Origin of the sequence: Pedobacter sp. JY14-1 (genome assembly GCF_029269825.1) — a bacterium.
GTDB lineage: Bacteria > Bacteroidota > Bacteroidia > Sphingobacteriales > Sphingobacteriaceae > Pedobacter.
The window spans coordinates 741,346-761,089 of record NZ_JARJHU010000001.1 but is presented as its reverse complement, the minus strand read 5'-3'; the positions used below and the strand labels follow the sequence as shown (position 1 = coordinate 761,089).

Annotated in this window: 20 protein-coding genes; 7 read left to right on the top strand and 13 right to left on the bottom strand. The window is 48.2% G+C overall.

The window, feature by feature from the left end; translation table 11 throughout:
- Positions 1 to 99: 99 nt before the first annotated feature.
- From P2W84_RS03320 to P2W84_RS03305, 4 genes are all read left to right on the top strand, one after another.
- A complete protein-coding gene (locus tag P2W84_RS03320) occupies positions 100 to 564 on the top strand; it encodes a response regulator (RefSeq protein WP_276088683.1) in 465 nt (154 codons plus the stop codon).
- 88 nt (positions 565 to 652) lie between these two features.
- Entirely contained in the window at positions 653 to 1,120 is a 468-nt protein-coding gene (locus P2W84_RS03315; RefSeq protein ID WP_276088682.1) for a response regulator, read from the top strand.
- A 10-nt stretch (positions 1,121 to 1,130) separates the two neighbouring features.
- Complete coding sequence (locus P2W84_RS03310; RefSeq protein ID WP_276088681.1) at positions 1,131 to 4,631, top strand: PKD domain-containing protein; 3,501 nt, start codon at positions 1,131 to 1,133, stop codon at positions 4,629 to 4,631.
- A gap of 1 nt (position 4,632) precedes the next feature.
- Positions 4,633 to 5,658: a type IX secretion system membrane protein PorP/SprF gene (locus tag P2W84_RS03305; RefSeq protein WP_276088680.1), complete on the top strand. Its 1,026-nt coding sequence runs from the start codon at positions 4,633 to 4,635 to the stop codon at positions 5,656 to 5,658.
- 5 nt (positions 5,659 to 5,663) lie between these two features.
- On the opposite strand, the gene rpoN is transcribed toward P2W84_RS03305, so the two are convergent.
- The 12 genes from rpoN to P2W84_RS03245 all read right to left on the bottom strand — a co-directional run bounded on the left by rpoN (position 5,664) and on the right by P2W84_RS03245 (position 15,557).
- Complete coding sequence (gene rpoN / locus P2W84_RS03300; RefSeq protein ID WP_276088679.1) at positions 5,664 to 7,136, bottom strand: RNA polymerase factor sigma-54; 1,473 nt, start codon at positions 7,134 to 7,136, stop codon at positions 5,664 to 5,666.
- 74 nt (positions 7,137 to 7,210) lie between these two features.
- Positions 7,211 to 7,894 carry a tRNA (adenosine(37)-N6)-threonylcarbamoyltransferase complex dimerization subunit type 1 TsaB gene (gene tsaB / locus P2W84_RS03295; protein WP_276088678.1) on the bottom strand — a complete coding sequence of 228 codons (684 nt, stop codon included), beginning with the start codon at positions 7,892 to 7,894 and terminating at the stop codon, positions 7,211 to 7,213.
- 53 nt (positions 7,895 to 7,947) lie between these two features.
- Entirely contained in the window at positions 7,948 to 8,178 is a 231-nt protein-coding gene (gene yidD, locus P2W84_RS03290; RefSeq protein ID WP_276088677.1) for a membrane protein insertion efficiency factor YidD, read from the bottom strand.
- Positions 8,175 to 8,600, bottom strand: a complete 426-nt coding sequence (locus P2W84_RS03285; RefSeq protein WP_276088676.1) for a ribonuclease P protein component — start codon at positions 8,598 to 8,600, stop codon at positions 8,175 to 8,177. The genes yidD and P2W84_RS03285 overlap by 4 nt, the downstream gene beginning before the upstream one ends.
- Positions 8,601 to 8,668: 68 nt before the next feature.
- Positions 8,669 to 8,827 carry a 50S ribosomal protein L34 gene (rpmH, locus tag P2W84_RS03280; RefSeq protein ID WP_013632808.1) on the bottom strand — a complete coding sequence of 53 codons (159 nt, stop codon included), beginning with the start codon at positions 8,825 to 8,827 and terminating at the stop codon, positions 8,669 to 8,671.
- Between the two features lie 91 nt (positions 8,828 to 8,918).
- Positions 8,919 to 9,659 (bottom strand): LytTR family transcriptional regulator DNA-binding domain-containing protein, encoded by a 741-nt coding sequence (locus P2W84_RS03275; protein ID WP_276088675.1) that lies wholly within the window; start codon positions 9,657 to 9,659, stop codon positions 8,919 to 8,921.
- On the bottom strand, positions 9,634 to 10,698 hold the full coding sequence (locus P2W84_RS03270; protein WP_276088674.1) for a histidine kinase: 1,065 nt from the start codon (positions 10,696 to 10,698) through the stop codon (positions 9,634 to 9,636). Before P2W84_RS03270 ends, P2W84_RS03275 begins: the two co-directional genes overlap by 26 nt.
- The gene (locus tag P2W84_RS03265) at positions 10,670 to 11,044 is read right to left on the bottom strand and encodes a DUF4288 domain-containing protein (protein WP_276088673.1); all 375 of its coding nucleotides are present in this window, start codon (positions 11,042 to 11,044) and stop codon (positions 10,670 to 10,672) included. Before P2W84_RS03265 ends, P2W84_RS03270 begins: the two co-directional genes overlap by 29 nt.
- A gap of 11 nt (positions 11,045 to 11,055) precedes the next feature.
- A complete protein-coding gene (locus P2W84_RS03260) occupies positions 11,056 to 11,790 on the bottom strand; it encodes a DUF5668 domain-containing protein (protein ID WP_276088672.1) in 735 nt (244 codons plus the stop codon).
- Between the two features lie 213 nt (positions 11,791 to 12,003).
- Positions 12,004 to 12,441 (bottom strand): large conductance mechanosensitive channel protein MscL, encoded by a 438-nt coding sequence (gene mscL / locus P2W84_RS03255; RefSeq protein ID WP_276088671.1) that lies wholly within the window; start codon positions 12,439 to 12,441, stop codon positions 12,004 to 12,006.
- A gap of 72 nt (positions 12,442 to 12,513) precedes the next feature.
- A complete protein-coding gene (locus P2W84_RS03250; RefSeq protein WP_276088670.1) occupies positions 12,514 to 13,944 on the bottom strand; it encodes a DUF5723 family protein in 1,431 nt (476 codons plus the stop codon).
- Positions 13,945 to 13,982: 38 nt separating this feature from the next.
- Complete coding sequence (locus P2W84_RS03245) at positions 13,983 to 15,557, bottom strand: hypothetical protein (RefSeq protein WP_276088669.1); 1,575 nt, start codon at positions 15,555 to 15,557, stop codon at positions 13,983 to 13,985.
- A 90-nt stretch (positions 15,558 to 15,647) separates the two neighbouring features.
- On the opposite strand from P2W84_RS03245, the gene P2W84_RS03240 reads away from it, so the two are divergent.
- The 3 genes from P2W84_RS03240 (at position 15,648) to P2W84_RS03230 (ending at position 19,262) form a co-directional block, all read left to right on the top strand.
- Positions 15,648 to 16,034, top strand: coding sequence for a DUF423 domain-containing protein (locus P2W84_RS03240; protein WP_276088668.1), 387 nt, complete (start codon positions 15,648 to 15,650; stop codon positions 16,032 to 16,034).
- Positions 16,034 to 18,514: a primosomal protein N' gene (gene priA, locus P2W84_RS03235; RefSeq protein ID WP_276088667.1), complete on the top strand. Its 2,481-nt coding sequence runs from the start codon at positions 16,034 to 16,036 to the stop codon at positions 18,512 to 18,514. Before P2W84_RS03240 ends, priA begins: the two co-directional genes overlap by 1 nt.
- Before the next feature lie 91 nt (positions 18,515 to 18,605).
- Positions 18,606 to 19,262, top strand: a complete 657-nt coding sequence (locus P2W84_RS03230; RefSeq protein WP_276088666.1) for a protein-L-isoaspartate(D-aspartate) O-methyltransferase — start codon at positions 18,606 to 18,608, stop codon at positions 19,260 to 19,262.
- A gap of 23 nt (positions 19,263 to 19,285) precedes the next feature.
- On the opposite strand, the gene smpB is transcribed toward P2W84_RS03230, so the two are convergent.
- Positions 19,286 to 19,735: an SsrA-binding protein SmpB gene (smpB, locus tag P2W84_RS03225; RefSeq protein WP_276088665.1), complete on the bottom strand. Its 450-nt coding sequence runs from the start codon at positions 19,733 to 19,735 to the stop codon at positions 19,286 to 19,288.
- Positions 19,736 to 19,744 lie beyond the last annotated feature (9 nt).

Genomic DNA, 19,744 nt, shown 5'->3' with positions numbered 1-19,744 from the left:
CTAATCCTCTTATACCTGATAAATTTAGCGTAAAATAGCTATATTTACTAATATTAGTGCGCTTTGTTATTTTTTGATAAATTTGCATAAGCTATTAAAATGCAGGAGAAAATAAGTGTTTTATACGTTGATGACGAATCACATAACCTGAATTCTTTCAAAGCATCATTCAGAAGGGAGTTTACGGTATATATTGCGCAATCAGCTGCGGAGGCCACTCAAATATTAAAGCAGGACAACGATATCCAGATCATCATTTCTGATCAGCGTATGCCCGGTATTACAGGCGTAGAATTCCTTGAGTCTACTATCGAAGCTTATCCGGACGCTATCCGCATTTTGCTCACCGGTTATGCGGATATAAACGCCGTTATCGATGCCATCAACAAAGGCCAGGTTTATCAGTATATCTCAAAACCCTGGCAGGAAGATGAACTTAGGGTTAACCTCCATAAGGCGTATGAGCTGTACCGATTACGCAAAGAGAACAAGGCACTTACCGCAGAACTACTCCGTGTAAACGAACAACTGGAATTTATGCTCAGGCAGAAGTTGCTTTCCTGATAAGGGACTTATGTTATTTTTTTTACATATGCAGAAAATGATCTGAATATTAAAATCTGTATATTTAATCAAATTTCTGCTAATCTTTATGAGTACTGCCAATCAGATCAATGTTTTGTATGTAGATGACGAAGTGCATAATCTGACTTCCTTCAAGGCGGGCTTCAGGAGAATCTTCAATGTTTTTACTGCAAATTCTGCGATAGAGGGCAGAAAGATACTGGAATCTGAATTGATCCACGTCATTATTACTGACCAGCGCATGCCAGTGACCACAGGGATCGAGTTTCTGGAGTCTGTCATTCCTGACTTTCCGGATCCCATCCGTATATTGCTTACCGGTTATGCCGACATCAACGCCGTTATCGACGCCATCAACAAAGGGCAGGTCTATAAGTATATCCAAAAGCCCTGGATGGATGAAGACCTGCGCATCAACATTGAAAAAGCCTACGAAATCTATTCTCTGCGGCAACAGAACCGCGAACTGACAGAACAACTGATCCTGGCCAATAAACAGCTCGAATACCTTTTGCGCCAGAACCTGCAGCCTTAATCCTCCTGTTATGCAAAGGATAGTCTGCGTCGTTCTTCTCTGGCTGCTATCTGTAACCATTACCCGCGCTCAACAGGTATCGAATGAAGGTACGCAATTCTGGGCGGTGTTCCCTTCTCACGACCCCTCACAGACGATGAACGGATCTTTCAGGGAAGCTAAAATCACCATTTATGTGACCGCAAAGGTGAAGTCGGAAGTAACCGTTACCTGTAACGGTTACTCGTCAGAGCCCACATTGATACCCGCCAATAAAGCCATCCCATTTCTTGTTCCAAGATCCGATGCGTATATCGATTACAGCGACCGCAATAAGCCCCTGTCCAATAAAGGGATCTTCATCAAAGTTTCAGATGGCATGCCGAAAGTGGCCGTATACGCGCATATTTCTGCGGGGGCCAGGTCTGCGGCATCGCTTATCCTTCCCCTGGAGGCACTCGGGCAGAAGTATTTCTCTATGAACTTTACCCAGACAACGGAGGGTAACGGCAACAACAGGAACTTTTTGGCCCTGGTGGCATCCGAAAACAATACGGACATCCTCGTCCACCCCAAATCCGGTAGTTCTTTTAAAGTGCATCTTTCCAATGCGGGTGATGTCTATCAATATATGCCAGACGGAAATGAGGACCTTACCGGGACTTATGCAGAGATCGATCCGGGGTCTGCAGATAACTGCACCAAACGTTTTGCCGCCTTTTCGGGAAGTACCTCGGTGTCCATCGGTTGTGCTTCTTCGCGCGACCCCCTTTATCAGCAGCTTTATCCTACGGTGAGCTGGGGGAAGACTTACACGGCCATACCATTTATCAACCGGTATTTTTACTATCGTGTCCTGGCCCAGGAAGATTACACCATAGTTAACGCAAGTGATAATGGCAGCCCCGTTGTCCTCAACAAGGGTCAGATGTATACATCAGGCCGGATGTCGGTTCCGGTATATATCAGTGCCGATAAAAATATCAGTGTGGCCCAGTATGCGCTGACCCAGGATTGCGGGAGCCCGTTACCGAACCTGTACGGAGATCCTGAGATGGTGCTGCTCAATCCCGTTGAATTCAACATCAGGAACATCACCTTGTTTTCATCCCGTGAGGAAGACATAAAGGAGAAATACATCAATGTGTGTATGTCTACTGCGGCGACGGGCAGTTTTCGTCTGAACGGCCAGCCAGTCGCCAATGCCAACTGGTCAGTAGTGCCTTCCAATCCCGCTCTTTCTTATGTTCAACTGCAGGTGTACGATATCAATTCGACCCTGTCGGCCAGCGAAGGATTCAACGCCATCGCTTACGGATTCGGGGATCATGAATCCTATGCCTATTCAGCAGGCACCAACCTCGCGGCAAACAATTACCTGCTGATCAGTAACACCGTTACCGGTTTCGATGCCCCCAATGCCTGTAAGGACCAGGCCTCAGACTTTAAGATCGTCTTTCCCTTCAGACCGAAAGACGACCAGGTCATCTGGCAACTGGACGAAGAAATCCCGGTAACCACGATGACCGTCCCGAAAGAGATCGTCAGCCCGGGCGGGCAGGTACTTTACGAATATATCTATGCCGCAAAGCGGACGTTCGCCCGTATTGAGACACATGCAATGAAGGTTACGGCAGTAATGCCGGATACGGAAAGCTGCCTCGGCAGACCTGTAGATTATGAGTTTGCTTTTTCCGTCTATCCCATTCCTGTCGCTGCGTTCGATGCCCCCGAAGAAATCTGCTTTGGAACTGCATTAACGCTAACCGATAAAAGTACGCTTAACATAGCAGACGTTCCGGTAAACAAATGGATATGGGATCTTGGCGAAAACAGCCAGACATCATCTGAACAAAACCCGGTCTACACCTATAGTACTTCAGGAGTAAAGACCGTTAAACTGACAGCGGGCCTGGAGGAGGGCTGCCTGTCCGACCCGGTAGAAGTACAGGTACTGGTGAAACCCAGGATTACTCCTGGTTTTGACATGAATTCAACGGAATGCATCAGCTCGGAAGTAGTGGTACTGGACAAGACAATTGTCGAAGGAGGTATTCAGCCCAGTTCCTGGCGCTGGAACTTTGGCGACGGAAGTCCGGAAATTACCACACAGGCGGCAAAGCATAAATATTCCAGGCCCGGCATCTACCAGGTTACCCTCATTGCCGGTACTTCAGACGGCTGTTTTAGTGCCACCGTTTCTAAATCTGTCACCATTGAGGCGCTTCCTAAGGCAGATTTCGCACTTCCGGAGATTTGTGTGAACGACAAAGATGCCGTGTTTATTAACCGCTCATCCGACGATGCAGGTAATAAATCTGAACTCACTTATCTCTGGAATTTTGGCGATGCTGGTAATCCGCTGAATTCCGATACGCAGGAAAGCCCGGTACACAAGTACTTGGCTCCCGGCAAATATACCGTGACCCTTACCGTTGTTACCAAAAATGGGTGCGCAGCCATTACGAACAAGGAACTCTTTGTCAATGGAGCAGATGCTATAGCTGACTTTGACGTCATGAACAGCAAAGCCTTATGCAGCAGGGAAAAAGTGACCGTAGTGAACAGGGCCAGGGTAGCTCCGGGAAATATTGTCAGGATTGTCTGGATACCCGACCATACCCAACCTGCACAGACCATCACCGATGAAGATCCGGAACCGGGAAAGACCTATGATTTTACTTATCCCGCTGCTACTTCCCCGCTTCCTAAGGAATACACCATAGTGATGCGGGCTTACTCAGGACAGACCTGCTATCAGGAAACACAGCAGACGATTACCATATATCCCAATCCCAACGTTGTCTTCGGGGCCATCGACCCGGTCTGTCTCAATACAGGTCCGGTAAAAATCAGTTCAGCCGGCGAGCAACTGGGCGTTGCCGGCATCGGAGTGTTCAGCGGCAGAGGGGTGAGTAAAGACGGAACTTTTGATCCCGGTGCTGCAGGAGCAGGCACACACGTCATTACTTATACTTTTAGCAACGCACAGGGCTGTGATGATGTGAAGACACAAAGTATTACGGTATATGACATACCTGTGGTCAGTAATCCGCGGGATGTCTTTATGTATCCGGGCGACCAAAGGCAGCTTGATCTCGGCAGGGGAAGCGGACTTACTTACCGCTGGCAACCTGCTGACGGTCTTGACAATGCCAATATTCCCAATCCGGTCGTTACAGCAGATACGGAAAAAACGTATACCATTACCATTGTCAATCAGAATGGATGTAGTGTCGTTGAAAAGCTGAATGTGCACATTATCCCCGATGTCAACCCGCCCAATAGTTTCAGTCCCAACGGCGATGGCAGAAACGATACCTGGGTGATTGAAAATATGGAAATCTATCTCAATGCCACGGTGGAGATATTCAACCGTTATGGCCAGCGCGTTTATTTCAGCAAAGGTTTTTACAAGCCATTTGACGGAAAATATAACGGACAGTTTTTACCTGTCGGAACTTATTATTATATTATCAACCTGAATAACAGCAGAAAGCCACTCACGGGACCATTAACCATTCTGAAATAAAGTGAAAATAACCAGATATCTGACCTTCGTCTTTATTGGTTTGTTGTGTTACCGGTCCGTCGCACAGCAGCGGCCTCAATATACCCAGTACATCTTTAACAACTATCTTTTAAACCCTGCTTTGAGTGGCATTGAAAACTACACCGATGTAAAGCTGGGCTATCGTAAACAGTGGACAGGTATCAAAGATGCACCGCAAACTTCATTTCTGTCCGCCAACTGGAAATTCGGCGATAATTACCTCTGGCGCAATGCACTTTCACTGGCCGATCACGGAGACGATCCCATGAGCCGGAACTATATGCAGAACTATACCGCATCACCGGCACACCATGGTATGGGGGTGATTGCGGTACTTGATGATGTCGGCCCGCTTTCACGGTTTGATGCCAATCTTAGCTACGCCTATCATCTCAGGGTAGGGCAGCAGCTCAATCTTTCCCTGGGGATGTCTGCAGGCATAACCCGCATCGGACTGGATGTATACGCGCTGGATTTTGGTACTGCCGACCCGCAGAATGACCCGGCGGTGAGCAACGCGATTGTAAGCCAGGTCAAACCGGACCTCAATGTTGGCCTCTGGTTGTATGGCGCACGTTTTTTTGCCGGAGCCTCTGTTCAGCAAATACTGCCCCAGAAACTGAAGTTCACCAGTGACCCTGGTTTTAACCAGGGTAAAAATGTACCACATTGGTTTTTTACGGCAGGCTACCGTTTCTTTGTATCCGATGAAATCGCAGCTACGCCGTCTGTTATGTTCAAGCAGGTCAGTCCCGCGCCACTTTCTTTTGATACCAATCTGAAACTTGCTTTTAAAGACAGGATATGGATAGGAGGCAGTTACCGCAGGAACGATTCATTTTCGGCGCTTGCAGGCGTCAATATCAGTAAGCTCATCAACCTTACGTATTCTTACGATTTCGTGACCTCAGAGCTGAACAACGTAAGCAACGGAAGCCATGAAATTGTGCTGGGCCTTCAACTTAATAACATCTATGAAGTCTGGAGTACCACCAGGATGTGGTAGTAAGCTTAAAGTTCCTTTCTGAGCCGGGCAACAGGAATGTTCATTTGCTCCCTGTATTTGGCCACGGTCCTGCGCGCAATATTATAGCCACGGTCCTTCAGGATTTCCGTTAGCTTTTCGTCGGCAAGCGGCTTGCGTTTGTCTTCATTACTGATGCAGTCTTCCAATATCTTCTTCACTTCCTTATTGGACACCTCTTCGCCGCTCTCCGTTTGTATCGCTTCAGAAAAGAAGGACTTCAGTAAAAACGTACCGAATTCAGTCTGCACATATTTAGAGTTCGCTACGCGTGAAACGGTTGAAATATCCATGTCGATCTTATCTGCGATGTCTTTCAGGATCATCGGGCGCATTTTACGTTCATCGCCGGTCAGCAGGTATTCATATTGGTATTGCATAATGGCGTTCATCGTCTTCAGCAACGTTTGCTGGCGCTGCTTAATGGCATCAATAAACCATTTTGCAGAATCCAGCTTCTGTTTTACGAACTGAACGGCCTCCTTCATTTTCTTGTCCTTCTGGGCAGCTTTGTCATAGTGGTCGAACATATCGATGTAAGACCTGCTTACTCTGAGCTCAGGCGCATTCTTGGAGTTCAGCGTCAGGATCAATACGCCTTCGTTATTCGTAATGTGGAAGTCAGGAATGATTTGCAGTTGCTTGGTCGTTACCTGGTTCGAGTCGCCTGGTTTAGGATTAAGCCTCAGGATCTCATTCACGATTTCCTTAAGGTCGTCACTATTTAATCCAAGTGCCTTTTCCAGTTTATCGTAATGCTTACGGGTAAATTCATCCAGGTAATTGGCTACGATTTCAATAGCCTTTTGTATGATCGGGTTGCTGGTGTCCTTTCGCTTTAACTGCAAGGTCAGGCATTCCTGAAGGTCCCTTGCCGCAATTCCGGGAGGGTCAAAGGCCTGAATCACCTTCAGCATTTCCAGCACGTCTTCTTCTTCCACCATTACATTCTGCGAAAATGCCAGATCATCGATCATGGAAGTAATTGGACGCCGCAGGTAGCCGTCATCATCAAGACTGCCTATAATCTGCCTGCCGATGATAAAGTCCGTATCAGAAAGGGGAACAAGGTCAAGCTGTTCCTGCAGGCTTTCGAAAAAGGTGCGCTCGATGGCAATCGGCGTTTCCTTTTTGTCCTCTTCATCATCACTGTTGTTATAGGAGGTACTGTAGTCATTCAGCCCGTCGTCCTGCAGGTAATCATCTACGTTGAACTCATCCATGCTGTCTTCCTTCTGCCCCGGGTCATAATCATCGCTGTTTTCGTTCAGATCGTCGTATTCCCCTCTTGGTTCGTCCGCGATCATCAGGCTTGGATCCTCAAGTGCCGGGTTTTCTTCGAGTTCTTCTTTAATGCGGGTGTCCAGCGCTACGGTCGGTACCTGAAGCAGTTTAATGAACTGGATCTGCTGAGGAGATAACTTCTGTAGTAATTTCTGTTGTAAGTGTTGTTTCAGCATAAGAAAGCTCGCATTAAAGGTTGACCAGCGCCAAAATTAAGGAATTTGACACATATGTCATCATTTGAAACCGCTTATTTCTTTTTAGGGGTGGTCAGCACGAAATCCTTCAGATAAAAAGGCTCAAAATAAGCAACATCCTCAAACTGCCCGGTCTCGAATTGTCTGTAGGCCAGCTGGCTCATATGCCGTGCAGAGTTGTAGTTGCCTCCCGGGAAAAAAGCATAAGAGCCTTCAAGTACAGCTGCACATTTTGCGGCCCCGTCCCCGATAAAGGCCATACGCTGCGCGGCGCTCAGGTGAGAAAAGCTCGAAGCGTCAACAATGACAGCGGCGGTGTCACCTATCTTACGCAGACTATGGTCGAATATTGCTGTAAATACCTCCATTCTCCTGGCATCTATCATCGGACAGACCAGTCCGTCAAAACCATCATTTTCCAGAATAAACCCGGCAGCCATCATTTGCAGGGTATCTACACCGATCAGTGGTTTTTCGAGCGCATAGCACAGGCCCTTGGCTGTAGAAACGCCGATGCGTAAGCCTGTATAAGAACCGGGGCCCATACTTACCGCCACTGCATCCAGGTCAGCATAGCCCATGCCCGCGGTCCGCATGACCTCATCGATGAATAAGGTCAGCATGCCCGCATGGATATTAGGCTGGGCAAGTTCTTTCAGCGCCAGCGTAGTGCCATTTTCAGCAAGCGCCACAGAGCAGGTCTGGGTAGCGGTTTCCAGTTGAAGTATCTTAGCCATGCGGGATCAAATAAGTTTCAGGTTCAAAAGATGAATTGTCAAAGATAATAAACTCAGGGGACAGGATCGTGTCCGTGTGCTCCCCAGGGATGGCAGCGCCCGATCCGTTTCAGCGTAAGCCAGCCACCTTTAAATGGCCCGTATTTTTTGATCGCCTCGATCCCATATTGTGAGCAGGTAGGCGTGAAGCGGCAACTGGCACCCAAAAGCGGGGAAAGCAGCCATTGATACAGTCTGATCAGCGCCAAGAATATCCATGAAACCAGGGAGTACAGCCATTTCATAGCAAAGACAGGAGTTTATTAAATACCGCTGCCATCTTCTTTTCAAAAAAGGTATGGTCATAGATCTGCTTTCCGACAAACTGAAGAGAGAGCAAAAGCAGCTTGTCCTGTTCGGGCGAAGCTGCTTTTTCACTTAGCCCTTTGTATAGTAATGCCGCTTTCTGAAGCCGGTAAGCTTCCCGGCTGCGGCGTTTTACCAGATTGCGGTCAACCGCGCGTTTGTATCTTTTCTTGGAAACATTGATGACCACCTGGACCGGGAAGGTGCGCTTCCCGGCAAGTTTTTCAGTCTGTGTCTCAGCCCGGTCTATCCGGAGGTAATAAACGCTAAAAGGATATAATAAAAAAGAAGAACCGTTTTTGAACAGCAAGTCAATTAACTTTCTGCTGCACAACCGTTCTTCTTTAGAAAATGTATTCATGTTTTTGATCGCAGGGTTGCAGATAGATGGTCCTGATCTGCCAGCGCATTGCGCTACGCAATCAAAACTTATGCTTTGTGACGACGCTCGTCAGAAACTGTCAGTCTCTTTCTTCCTTTTGCACGGCGTGAAGCCAAGACCCTTCTGCCGTTTGCAGTAGCCATTCTTTCGCGGAAGCCATGTTTGTTTCTTCTCTTTCTTTGCGAAGGTTGGAATGTTCTTTTCATAACTGTATAATACTTTGACTGTCTTTTTTAAATAAGAGGTGCAAATATAGCGGTATCTTTTTTCAAATGCAAATACAATATTGAAAACGTGTTACATACCCAGGGCAGCCTTCAGCTTTACATATCCTGTTTTGCTTACCGGCAGCCAGATATCCGATTTCAGAAGCACAATGTAACTGTCTTTTTCCTTCAGCTCGATCCTGGTCACCTGTGAAAGGTTGATCATATACGAACGGTGTATCCTGATGAACTGAGCGGGATCAAGCGTACGTTCAAAGAAAGTCATGGTTTTGTTCTTATGAAAGACCCCTTCCGTCGTACTCAGCTTTACATAGTCGTCGTCTGCTTCCAGGTAATGGATGTCCGTTACGGCAATGATCTTGATCACCCCGTTCTGCTTTACCACCACCCGGTTGTTTTGTGCCGGGCTCAGCGATGCCGTATCCAGGAGCTCCTGGTTTACCGGTATATCCTTACTTTGCAGGCGTTTGGACAGCTTCTGTACGGCCTGTTCAAACCTTACCTTTTCGATGGGCTTAAGCAGGTAATCTACAGCACTGACCTCAAAGGCCTTTATCGCATATTCATCAAAAGCAGTCGTAAATATGACCGGCGGCGGATTGTCCACCAGCTCCAGCATCTCGAAACCATTGATACGGGGCATCTGGATATCCAGGAAGATAAAGTCAGGCTGATGCCGGGCAATGGCCTTTACGCCTTCAAACCCGTCACTGCACTCTTCCACTACTTCAATGTCCGGAAAGTCGTTCAGATAATGCTTCACGATATCCCTGGCCAGAGACTCGTCATCGATCAGTATGGTTCTTATCATTTGTCTGAGGTATTTTAAGCGTAGTTCTGTACAAATTATCTGTTATAGCAGCCGCCTGCAGCAGATTATCGTTTGCGAAGAGCAAATATAACCTTCTTTTAATCGCAGACAAGCCGAAGCCGGTTCCACCGGCAGCTTTCATCTCCGGATCAAAAGGATTCTGTACGCAGATTTTCAGCAGGCCCTGGTCTACCGAAACCCTTATGGTAATGGTGATCGCTGCGGAAGTGTTGTAAAGACCGAATTTGATCGCATTTTCCACGATAGGCTGCAGCAGCGTGCCCGGCAGGCACATCCCCAGGCTTTGCTCTTCAACAGCAATATCCAGGTTAAGCCGGTGGCTGAACCTCACCTTTTCAATATCCAGGTATAACTGGATGTATTCCATCTCTTCGGCTACATTCACCCATACCTCGTCGTCCCTTTTGAGTGTACCACGCAGGAACGACGCAAGTTTGGTGATCATCACCCCGGCTTCTTTGGGGTTTACAATGGTCAGTGCATAGACCGAGTTCAGGCTGTTGAATAAGAAGTGTGGCTGCAACTGGTGTCTCAGCTTGTTCAGTTCAGCTTCCTTGGAAAGCGTCTCGGCAGCCAGCAACCTTTCCTGGGTCGCAGACTGTTCTTCCAGCCGGTACCAGAGAATATTGGCCAGTGCGCACCAGCCCAGGAACACGTAGATGATGATCGCCCGCATCCATATAGACGAGGTCAGGAATGAAATGTATACCTTATCTGCCGGGAAAAGTATACCCAGGGCAAATTTACTGATGAGTGTAATGATGAGCGCAAGTACCCCTGTAAGTACAAGAATAAACAGGATCATCTCATTTTTAGGCTGATAATACCCAAGCAGGTTGCTCAAACTAACACAGCCGGCGGCAAGCAGGCCATTGGTCACCACGCTGTCTGCCACGGAAACCAGCAGCCCTAAATCGAGCGTATAATAATAAAGCAATACAAACACCGAAGTCCATGCCAGCAGGATGAACAACGCGATGTTCTGTATCCTAGGGGTGGAAAGTGGTCTGTTGGTCAAAGCTTTGGCTGGTTATCAGTTTTAAGGTAAAATCCCGGCGTCTGGCCACTATCTCCAGGAAATCCCTGGTGTCGGCAGGCTCATGCAATATAGAAGCGATTTCAGCGCCGTCCTGTGGTACCTGGATTTCGTGGATGTCTGCTATGCATATGAACTTCCAGGTGACCATTTCACCACGGCAGTTCTCAAAAGGCAGATGGAACTTTTCAGCAAGTGCCTCTGCCTTGTCCAGCGCCTCATGTATATCGGGTGCCTCTATCAGCCGGAACTGCTCGTCAAACTGGGCACCGTAATTTCCGGAACCACTTACGATCTCATAGATGTACTTTGTTAAAAACCATTTCATAGTACAGGCATTTAAAAGTTTCTGATGTCAACCCCGCCAAACAGGGCAACACCTTTCAGTACCAGTATCTTTCTGGGCCCGACACCCAATTGGGCAGCGGCCCTTTTGTCGTCAATTCCCCCGAAAATTGCCGTCACTTCAGATTTAACCTCCCAGTCGGGAGGGATAATGATCTTTACGCCGCCGAAAATCGCTACTAAATCCAGTGTTACCGTATCGTTAAAGTCAGCCTGGGTCAGGTTGATATCCGAGCCTCCGAATATTGCGGTCACATCCCCCCCCTTAAAATTCTTGGAGTAGACATACTGGTGGCTTCCCCCAAACACATTTACAGAATCCAGGATGTCATTGTCTGTTTTGTCATCGAATTTATCCTTCCACTTTGCGATCCAGACTTCCTTTTTCCTGCTTTTAGGCTTAAAGATCAGGAACAGACCGATTACAATAAAGGCAATGGCAAAGTAATATTTGGAGAAATCGTAGTCGGTAACCCGCTCTGTCATGAAGAATCCCCCGATCAGCAGCAGCACCAGCCAGCCTCCGCCGTTGAACCTGCGTTTATAGCCTACCAGTAAACCAATAATGATGAGCAGCATAGGCCAGCTCACTACCCAGTCAGGAATATAAAGACCGAGATTTTTCAACAGGAACACCAGGCCAACTACCAGGATGATCAGGCCGCTCCATATCCGGCTGGTATTGCTGTGCTGATGGAGATCATTGTGCTGATCGTTATAATTTTTCATTTCTAATTTCTTTTAGTAATCCGATGCTTAAGGGCAGCCTGTCGCTGTACCTTTAAAACACATCCAAAAGTATACAGATTATAGCTATGTCCCAATCTGTCTGCTCTGTACACCGCTAAAAAGCCGGTCAACTGCGCTATTTTACCGGTAAAAGAAAAGCCCGGATATTGCCGGGCTTCTTGTGATAATCTGATTCTTATGACCTGCAGTTGTCTATGGCTGCCTGGATTTGAGCACGTCCCTGATCTCAGCCAGCAGGATTTCCTCCTTGCTTGGTGCAGGTGGGGCAACAGGTTGGGCTTCCTGCTTACGCTTCAGGGAATTGATGCCCTTTACCAGCAGGAAGACTGCCAGCGCGAGCAGGAAGAAGTTGATGGCTACGGTAATGAAGTTGCCATAGGCAAAGATAATGCTGTCCGGAACCTTCCTTGCGTCTTCAAGTGCAAGGCCCGGCTGGACAGTGCCCTTGAGCACTACATATAGGTTGCTGAAATCCACCGATCCGATCACCGCTGAGATCAGCGGCATGATCAGGTCCTTCACCACGCTATCTATGATTTTGCCGAAAGCGCCGCCGATGATCACACCGACTGCAAGATCCATTACACTGCCTTTAATCGCAAATTCTTTAAACTCTTTAATAAATCCCATAGTTCAGTAATTAGTTTTTCTGGTAAACTACCTAAAAGTAAATAAATAGATTTTAAAAGGCAAAACGATATGCTATTTTTTGCCTTTTTTAAACGCACCGAACAGTCTGGAGAAAAATCCTCTTTCGTGGTCGTCGAGGCCAGGCATATAGCTGCTGTTCTGCGGGTGTTCCACGACGTAGCCAAATTTGATACTGGCGCCCAGATAAGCAGAAGCACCCGTATAGGACCTGCTGACGGCCGTGTGGTCATTGTTCTTTCCGGAAAAAAGAGAAGCCGTCTTGAACAGGTCATCCGATCCGATGAATACCTCAAAGTTCGGGGTTTGGTACATGCCCTGCATACCCATGAACAACACCTTGTTGAAATTATAGGCCGGGACCAGACTTACCGAAAAACCATCTCTGTAAAAACGGTTGACCAGGGCTACGTCACCACCTTTGAAAAACAGGTTTTTGGAAACGATCAGGACCGGCGTATAAAAGCCGAAAGTTTTGGAGACCGTGAAGTCGGCCTTTGCATTGGTTGGACTATAAAAGGCCTTTCGCTTGCTGTCGCTGGTCAGTAGCCGGGTAACCCGGTCCTCGATTTCTTCAGATTCCTTATCCAGTAAGCTGTCCAGCACCAGTGGGTTCTGCAGGTTATCAAATGCGCTGACGTAGGATTTTTTGCCCCAACGGATTCCGCCCAGGTCCTTGATGTTGGCCATCAGCGTAAAACCGCTTTTCGATTGATAGGTGGTGCCCAGGCTTACCGAAGCCCCAACGTTCCTGAACAGTGGGGCCACACTTTTACCCAGTTCGCTTCCCTTTCTGAAATTAGATTCATAACTGCCCCTTAAGCCCAGGACCAAAGGGCCATCTGCAGAGGCCAGGTCAAGATAAGACCGGTTCACATCGATCTTATTGTAACTGATGCCGCTCAGCAAGCTGAGTTTTACGCCAAATGCGAGTCGCTTGTTATAATTCTCCCTGTAGTTGAAACTGAACTGATGATAGGACTGGGCATAGCCTTTGTTATTAAAGGCATTCAGATAAGACTGGTTATTGTCTTCGTTGATGAAGCGCAGGTAGTTGTCAAAAAGGGCGAGTGTCTCATTCGTGTAATTCACATCGGCATCTGCGCGGAGCTGCCAGGCCAGGCCAATCTCCTTGTGATACTTATAAGACCTGAACAGCTTAAAATTCAGCAGATAAATATTGGTGTTCTGAAAAATATTATGTGTCTGGCCCTGGTTAAGCGGAACATTTTCAGTAGAATATAGACCATCCTTCAGCATTGTACGGAGTACATTTTCATTCCCGTTCACTACGGCATGTATGCCCAGGTAGGGCAGGAAAAAGTTAGAGGCAAATTGCCGGGAAGAATCCAATACAAAGGTCTTTTGCGCGGGGTTCTCGAAACCGTCAAAAAGGGTCCTGGTATTGAAAAGACCGTATTGCTGCGCCTTCAACTGGAAAAAAACCAGCAAAAGCAAGAAAAGTAGCGTGATTTTCCTGATCATAACTGACAACATATAAAGCTAATAAATTAAATCGAAGCTCAGGGTTGCAATAGCAAAGTATCTGTCTTTACAGCTGGTTTTTTAGAAAGCAGCAGGTTAACCTGGAACTTATCCTGGTCGCTGTTCAGCTGGCAGGTCACCGAGCTGTATTCCTTAAGCCCGTCTGCACTGTTCAGGTGGCGGAAATAGGGAAGATAAATGTTTCTCAATAAGATCGAAGAAGAGTTCCTGAGGTCGATGTAGGAGGTCACAGAAGCCGTGGCCGGCAACTGATTGGCGGTACTGATATAGCCCGGACTGTTGATCAGGAGGCGGTTTGCATTATAACTGTTCAAAAATGACTGTACCGTACTGGCATTATTTGCAAAGACCATGTAGTTGTCTTTTATTGTGAAATAAGGACGGCTGAAATTCTTGAAGGCCTGGCCGAAGTACGCCTCCGCCAGTCCGCCATCCTTAAATATCCTGATCTCCTCGTTATAGCTGCTGCTGAGGTCAAGCAGGAGCTGCTCAAGCTTTTCGCCGTTACTCAGGTTGATGGCACCGAGTTTCTCTCCGGTGCTGAGCTGGAAACGGATCAGTTGTCCGTTGAAGTACTTCGGAAAGAGCTGGTCAGGGTCTATCCGGTAGGTATCCTTGATGTGCCGCCTCAACGCCGCAGCCTTAGCGAAGGATGCATCCTGCCTCAGCTCCTGGTCGAGCAGCTTTTTCCAGGCAGCATACCGGTTGATCCGGTAAGCCGTATAATTTGCCGTATGCTCGGGCAGCAGGTTGACGATGTCCATGCTGCCTGGCGCTTCCTTAAGGAAAAGCCTGTCATAGCTGTCCCTGGTGTTGACTTGCAGGCTACCGGTAAACAGTATCTTTTCTGCACTATAATTGTAAACCAGTGTTGCATAAGCCTGTTGATGTCCAAATACGGCAAGCTCTCCGCCGAGGTTACCGGCAACAAACGTCTTCAGGAATGCAGGTATCCTGGAAAAGTCGATATACAGTTCAGCAAGGCTGTTCTTCTGTAACCTGCCGGTAGCGGCAATATGTTCGGCGAACTTGTTGTTCTCCTGTCGTCCATGCGCCAGCGAACGGCCCAGTATTTCCTTCGAAGCAGCCAGCATCACCAGATTGTTCCTGAAGCTGAAGTAAAAGGTACTGCTGTCTGGAAGACTAAGCTCGGAAATGCTGTCCCGTGTAGTGATTTTCGATCCTGATGACCTCAGCGCATCCATGAGCTGAGACTGTCCCGTTCCCGTTGCCCACTGGGTACAATAGAGAAATTCTACTGTTTTCTCCGCACCCGGGAGTATACTGATGTAGATGTTCTGACGGTTGGTCGCCTGTGCCGGTAGCGGCAGGCTGAGCAGGTGCCCTTGCAACGATCGCAGTTGCCGGGTCTTTTCAGGCCCGATGACGTCCTTCAGCAAAGAACTGCTCTTGAGGATCTCCACGACGCTTTTGTCCTGCTGGAAGGAAAAGACCATAGCGGCATCTGCAGTAGCTGCGTATAGTGCCCCGTTATTGTCCCTCTTTTCCGTGTTCAGATCTGCAAAATACAGGTAAGCCATCGCTACAATGGCGGCCAGCAATACGACGATCAGGACAATGATTCTTTTCATTTGAGGTATAGCAAAGCTAGATAAAACTGGCCAAGCATTCAATTCAGCGTTAAAAAAATATTAATTTAGCGATTGTAAATGGGCTTGAAGATGAATAAAAGAATCCTGGCCGTGGCTTCCCTGCTCGGTGCACTTGCAGTGATACTTGGCGCTTTCGGCGCCCACGGATTAAAGACACTGATCGGTACAAACGAACTTGATATATGGGCAAAGGGTGTGGAATACCAGTTTTACCACGTATTTGCCCTGCTGTTTCTTGCCGGGCTCAGTAATGCCGCACCCCGACTGGTCAATTCGGCGTTCTGGTGCTTTCTGCTGGGGATCCTCTTTTTTTCAGGTTCACTCTACCTGTTGTCTACGCGTGAGATCAGCAGGCTGGGTTTCGTCGGATACATTGGTCCTGTAACCCCTGTCGGCGGCCTGCTGCTTATTTCAGGATGGATATGTCTGTTTCTTGCGGCCCTTAAGCAGAAGTAATGCTGAATTTTCAACAGGCTGCATTTGAAGACCGGAAAACGCTGTTTGTAGAAGTCATACTGCCACTGTCACTGGCCAGGAACTACAGCTACCGGGTGCCTTTTGAACTCAATGACGAAATAGCAGCCGGCAAAAGAGTAGTCGTACAATTTGGCAAACATAAGATCTATACTGCCCTGGTTAAAAGCATCAGCACCCAGGCCCCTGAGCATTATGAAGCCAAATACATTATCGATGTAGTAGATTCCAGCCCGGTCGTCACACCTATGCAACTGCAGCTTTGGGCCTGGATGACGGAATATTACCTGTGCAATGAAGGGGATGTGATGGCTGCAGCCCTTCCCGCAGGGCTTAAGCTGGCCAGCGAAACGATCATCGTCCTTAAAGAAGATTTCAGGGAAGGAGAGGACCACCTGCCCGCAAAGGAACAAGCCGTTGTCGATGCACTGCGCAACAAGCCGAGACTGAGCGCAGATGAAGTTTCGGTACTGCTTAGCCAGAAAACGGTGTATCCGGTCATTAATGCGTTACTGGAAAAAGGCATTGTCCGTATTGAGGAAGAGGTCGTGGAAAAATACCGGCCGCTGATGAAGTCCTTCATCGGGCTCAATCCATTCTACAGGGAAGAAGCATACCTCAGGCAGCTTTTTGAAGTGCTGGAGCGTGCGCCAAAGCAACTTAATGCGCTGCTCGCCCTGCTTAAAATGTCCAGGAACCAGGAACTGGTATCTAAACAGGAACTGCTGGAAGAAAGCGGCTGCGGGGAAGCTGCATTAAAGGCCCTGGCCGACAAAAAGATCATCAGCTTACAGAAGCGACCCGTCAGCCGGCTCCGCGATGGCCAGGATGAATTTGTCCTGAACTTCGAACTGAGCGACAGCCAGCAGCATGCTTTAGCGGAGACAAACAGGCAACTCGGGGAAAAGGATGTGGTGCTGCTGCACGGGGTAACGGCCTCGGGAAAGACACAGGTCTATATACGGCTCATCGAACAAGCCATCGCACAGAGCGGGCAGGTATTGTTCCTGCTGCCGGAAATCGCACTGACCACACAGATCGTCGCACGTATACAAAGATATTTTGGCGATGCCATCGGCGTCTACCATTCCAAATTCAACAATAACGAACGGGTCGAGATCTGGAATAAGGTACTGACCGGGCAATACAAGGTCGTGCTGGGTGCCCGTTCTGCAGTCTTGCTGCCATTCCAGGACCTCAGGCTGGTCGTGGTCGACGAGGAACACGAATCTTCCTATAAACAGCAAGACCCTGCTCCCAGGTACCAAGCCAGGGACGTAGCGATTTACCTTGCCCACCTTTACAAAGCCAAGGTCATCCTGGGTTCGGCTACGCCGTCCATTGAAAGCTATTTTAATGCGGGTATCGGCAAATACGGACTGGTCACGATGAACGAGCGCTTCGGCGGTGTGCCATTGCCGGAACAGGAAGTCGTAAGTATCGCCGAAGAAAGCAAGCGGAAGAAAATGGTTTCCTACTTTACTTCCAGGCTGGTGGATGAGATTGCACTGGCCCTGCAAAGCAAAGAGCAGGTCATTCTGTTCCAGAACAGAAGGGGCTACGCGACGATCCTGCTTTGCGGAACCTGTGGCTACGCGCCCAAATGTGTCAACTGCGACGTCAGCCTTACCTATCATAAAAGCAGCGGGAAACTGCATTGCCATTATTGCGGCTATTACCAGAGCAGCATCAACATTTGCCCGGCATGCGGGTCAGTACACATCGAACAAAAGGGCTTTGGTACCGAGCGGATAGAGGAAGAACTGAAGCTGATCTTTCCTGATGCGCACATCGCCAGGCTAGACGTGGACAGTACCCGTACCCGGAACGGATTACAGCAGATCATTTCAGATTTTCAGGAAAAGAAGACAGATATCCTGATCGGTACACAGATGGTGGCCAAGGGACTCGATTTCGACAACGTATCGCTCATCGGTGTTATCAATGCAGATACCTTGCTCAATTACCCCGATTTCAGGGCTTTCGAACGCAGTTATCAGCTGCTGGCCCAGGTTGCGGGCAGGGCCGGGCGGCGTGACAAACAGGGAAAAGTCATTATACAGGCTTATGATAACGACCACAGGATCATCCGGCAGGTCATGGAAAACCGTTATGTAGAGATGTTCAACGATGAGATGGCCGAACGCAAGCAATTTCATTATCCTCCCTTTACACGGATGATCTTTATCCACATCAAGCATAAAGACCAGGATATACTCAATGCCGGGGCACAGAACTTTGCCCGTATGCTCCGCGAGCAGCTTGGCCCGAGGGTGCTTGGTCCCGAACAACCACTGGTATCCAGGGTACGGAACTATTACCTTAAGCAGGTGATCATCAAGAGCGACAAGGAGACCTCTGTCGTTAAAGTAAAAGCCGTACTCAGAGAAGTGCTGACTGCGTTTCAGTCCATGAAGGAAAACCGGGGCATATTGCTGGTCACCGATGTAGATCCCTATTAATTTTTTTATTCGCCCTGAATCTGTGCGCTTTATTCCATGACGGCATTTGCTGCAAGGTTTTCTGCCTTAAAAAGGCTATTTTTGGGATACTATGGCATATAAGTTTGTAGATAACTACCGGGAACAGGGTGCAAGAAGAAAGCTGGTCGCCCATCTGGAGACCAGAGGCATCACCGACCGGAGGGTGCTCAGGGCAATAGGCAAGGTACCCCGGCATTTTTTCTTTGACGAAACCTTCTGGAACCAGGCTTATAAAGATATCGCCTTTCCGATAGGGGCGGGGCAAACCATCTCACAGCCTTATACCGTAGCCTATCAGAGCCAGTTGCTACACATCAGCAAAGGCGATAAGGTACTGGAAATCGGAACCGGTTCCGGATACCAGACCTGCGTTCTTATGGAACTCGGCGCCAATGTATATACGATCGAACGCCAGGAGAGTATTTATCAGCATACGATTAAAGTACTGCCCGGAATGGGGTATCACGCGCATTTCTTCTATGGTGACGGCTCCAAAGGGATCGCGGCACATGCACCTTACGACAAGATCCTGGTTACTGCCGGCGCGCCTTTCGTGCCTGAGATCCTGTTAAAGCAATTAAAGGTGGGTGGTATCCTGGTGATTCCGGTAGGTGACGAGAAGACACAAAAGATGGTCACTGTGATCCGCGCCAGCGAAACCGAGTTCGAACGCATAGAGCTGGATACCTTCAGGTTTGTTCCCCTGGTTGGCGACCAGGCCTGGTAATCAAACGGGTTGCAGAACGGAGGTTAAACCTTCATTGCCCGGTCCAGTTCTCTCTTAGATTCCCTTTCCTTGATGCTGTCACGTTTGTCGAATTCCTTTTTACCCTGTGCCAGCGCGATCTCTATCTTGGCGAAGCCCCTTTCATTGGTGAAGATCCTTAAAGGAACAATGGTCAGGCCCTTTTCCTCACTCTTCATTCTCAATTTCCTGAGTTCTTTCTTCTGCAGCAGCAATGCCCGGTCACGTTTAATGTCGTGATGGTAAAAAGAACTGTGGCTGTATTCTGAAATATGCAGGTTCCGTACATACAGGATATTGCCGACGAACATGCAAAAGGCATCAGACAGGTTGGCCTTGCCCTGGCGGATTGATTTGATCTCAGTACCCAGCAATGCAATGCCAGCATTGAAAGTCTCAATGATATGGTAATCAAAAAAAGCCCGTTTGTTCTTGATCTGGACGTCGTTTTTCATGGTCGGATT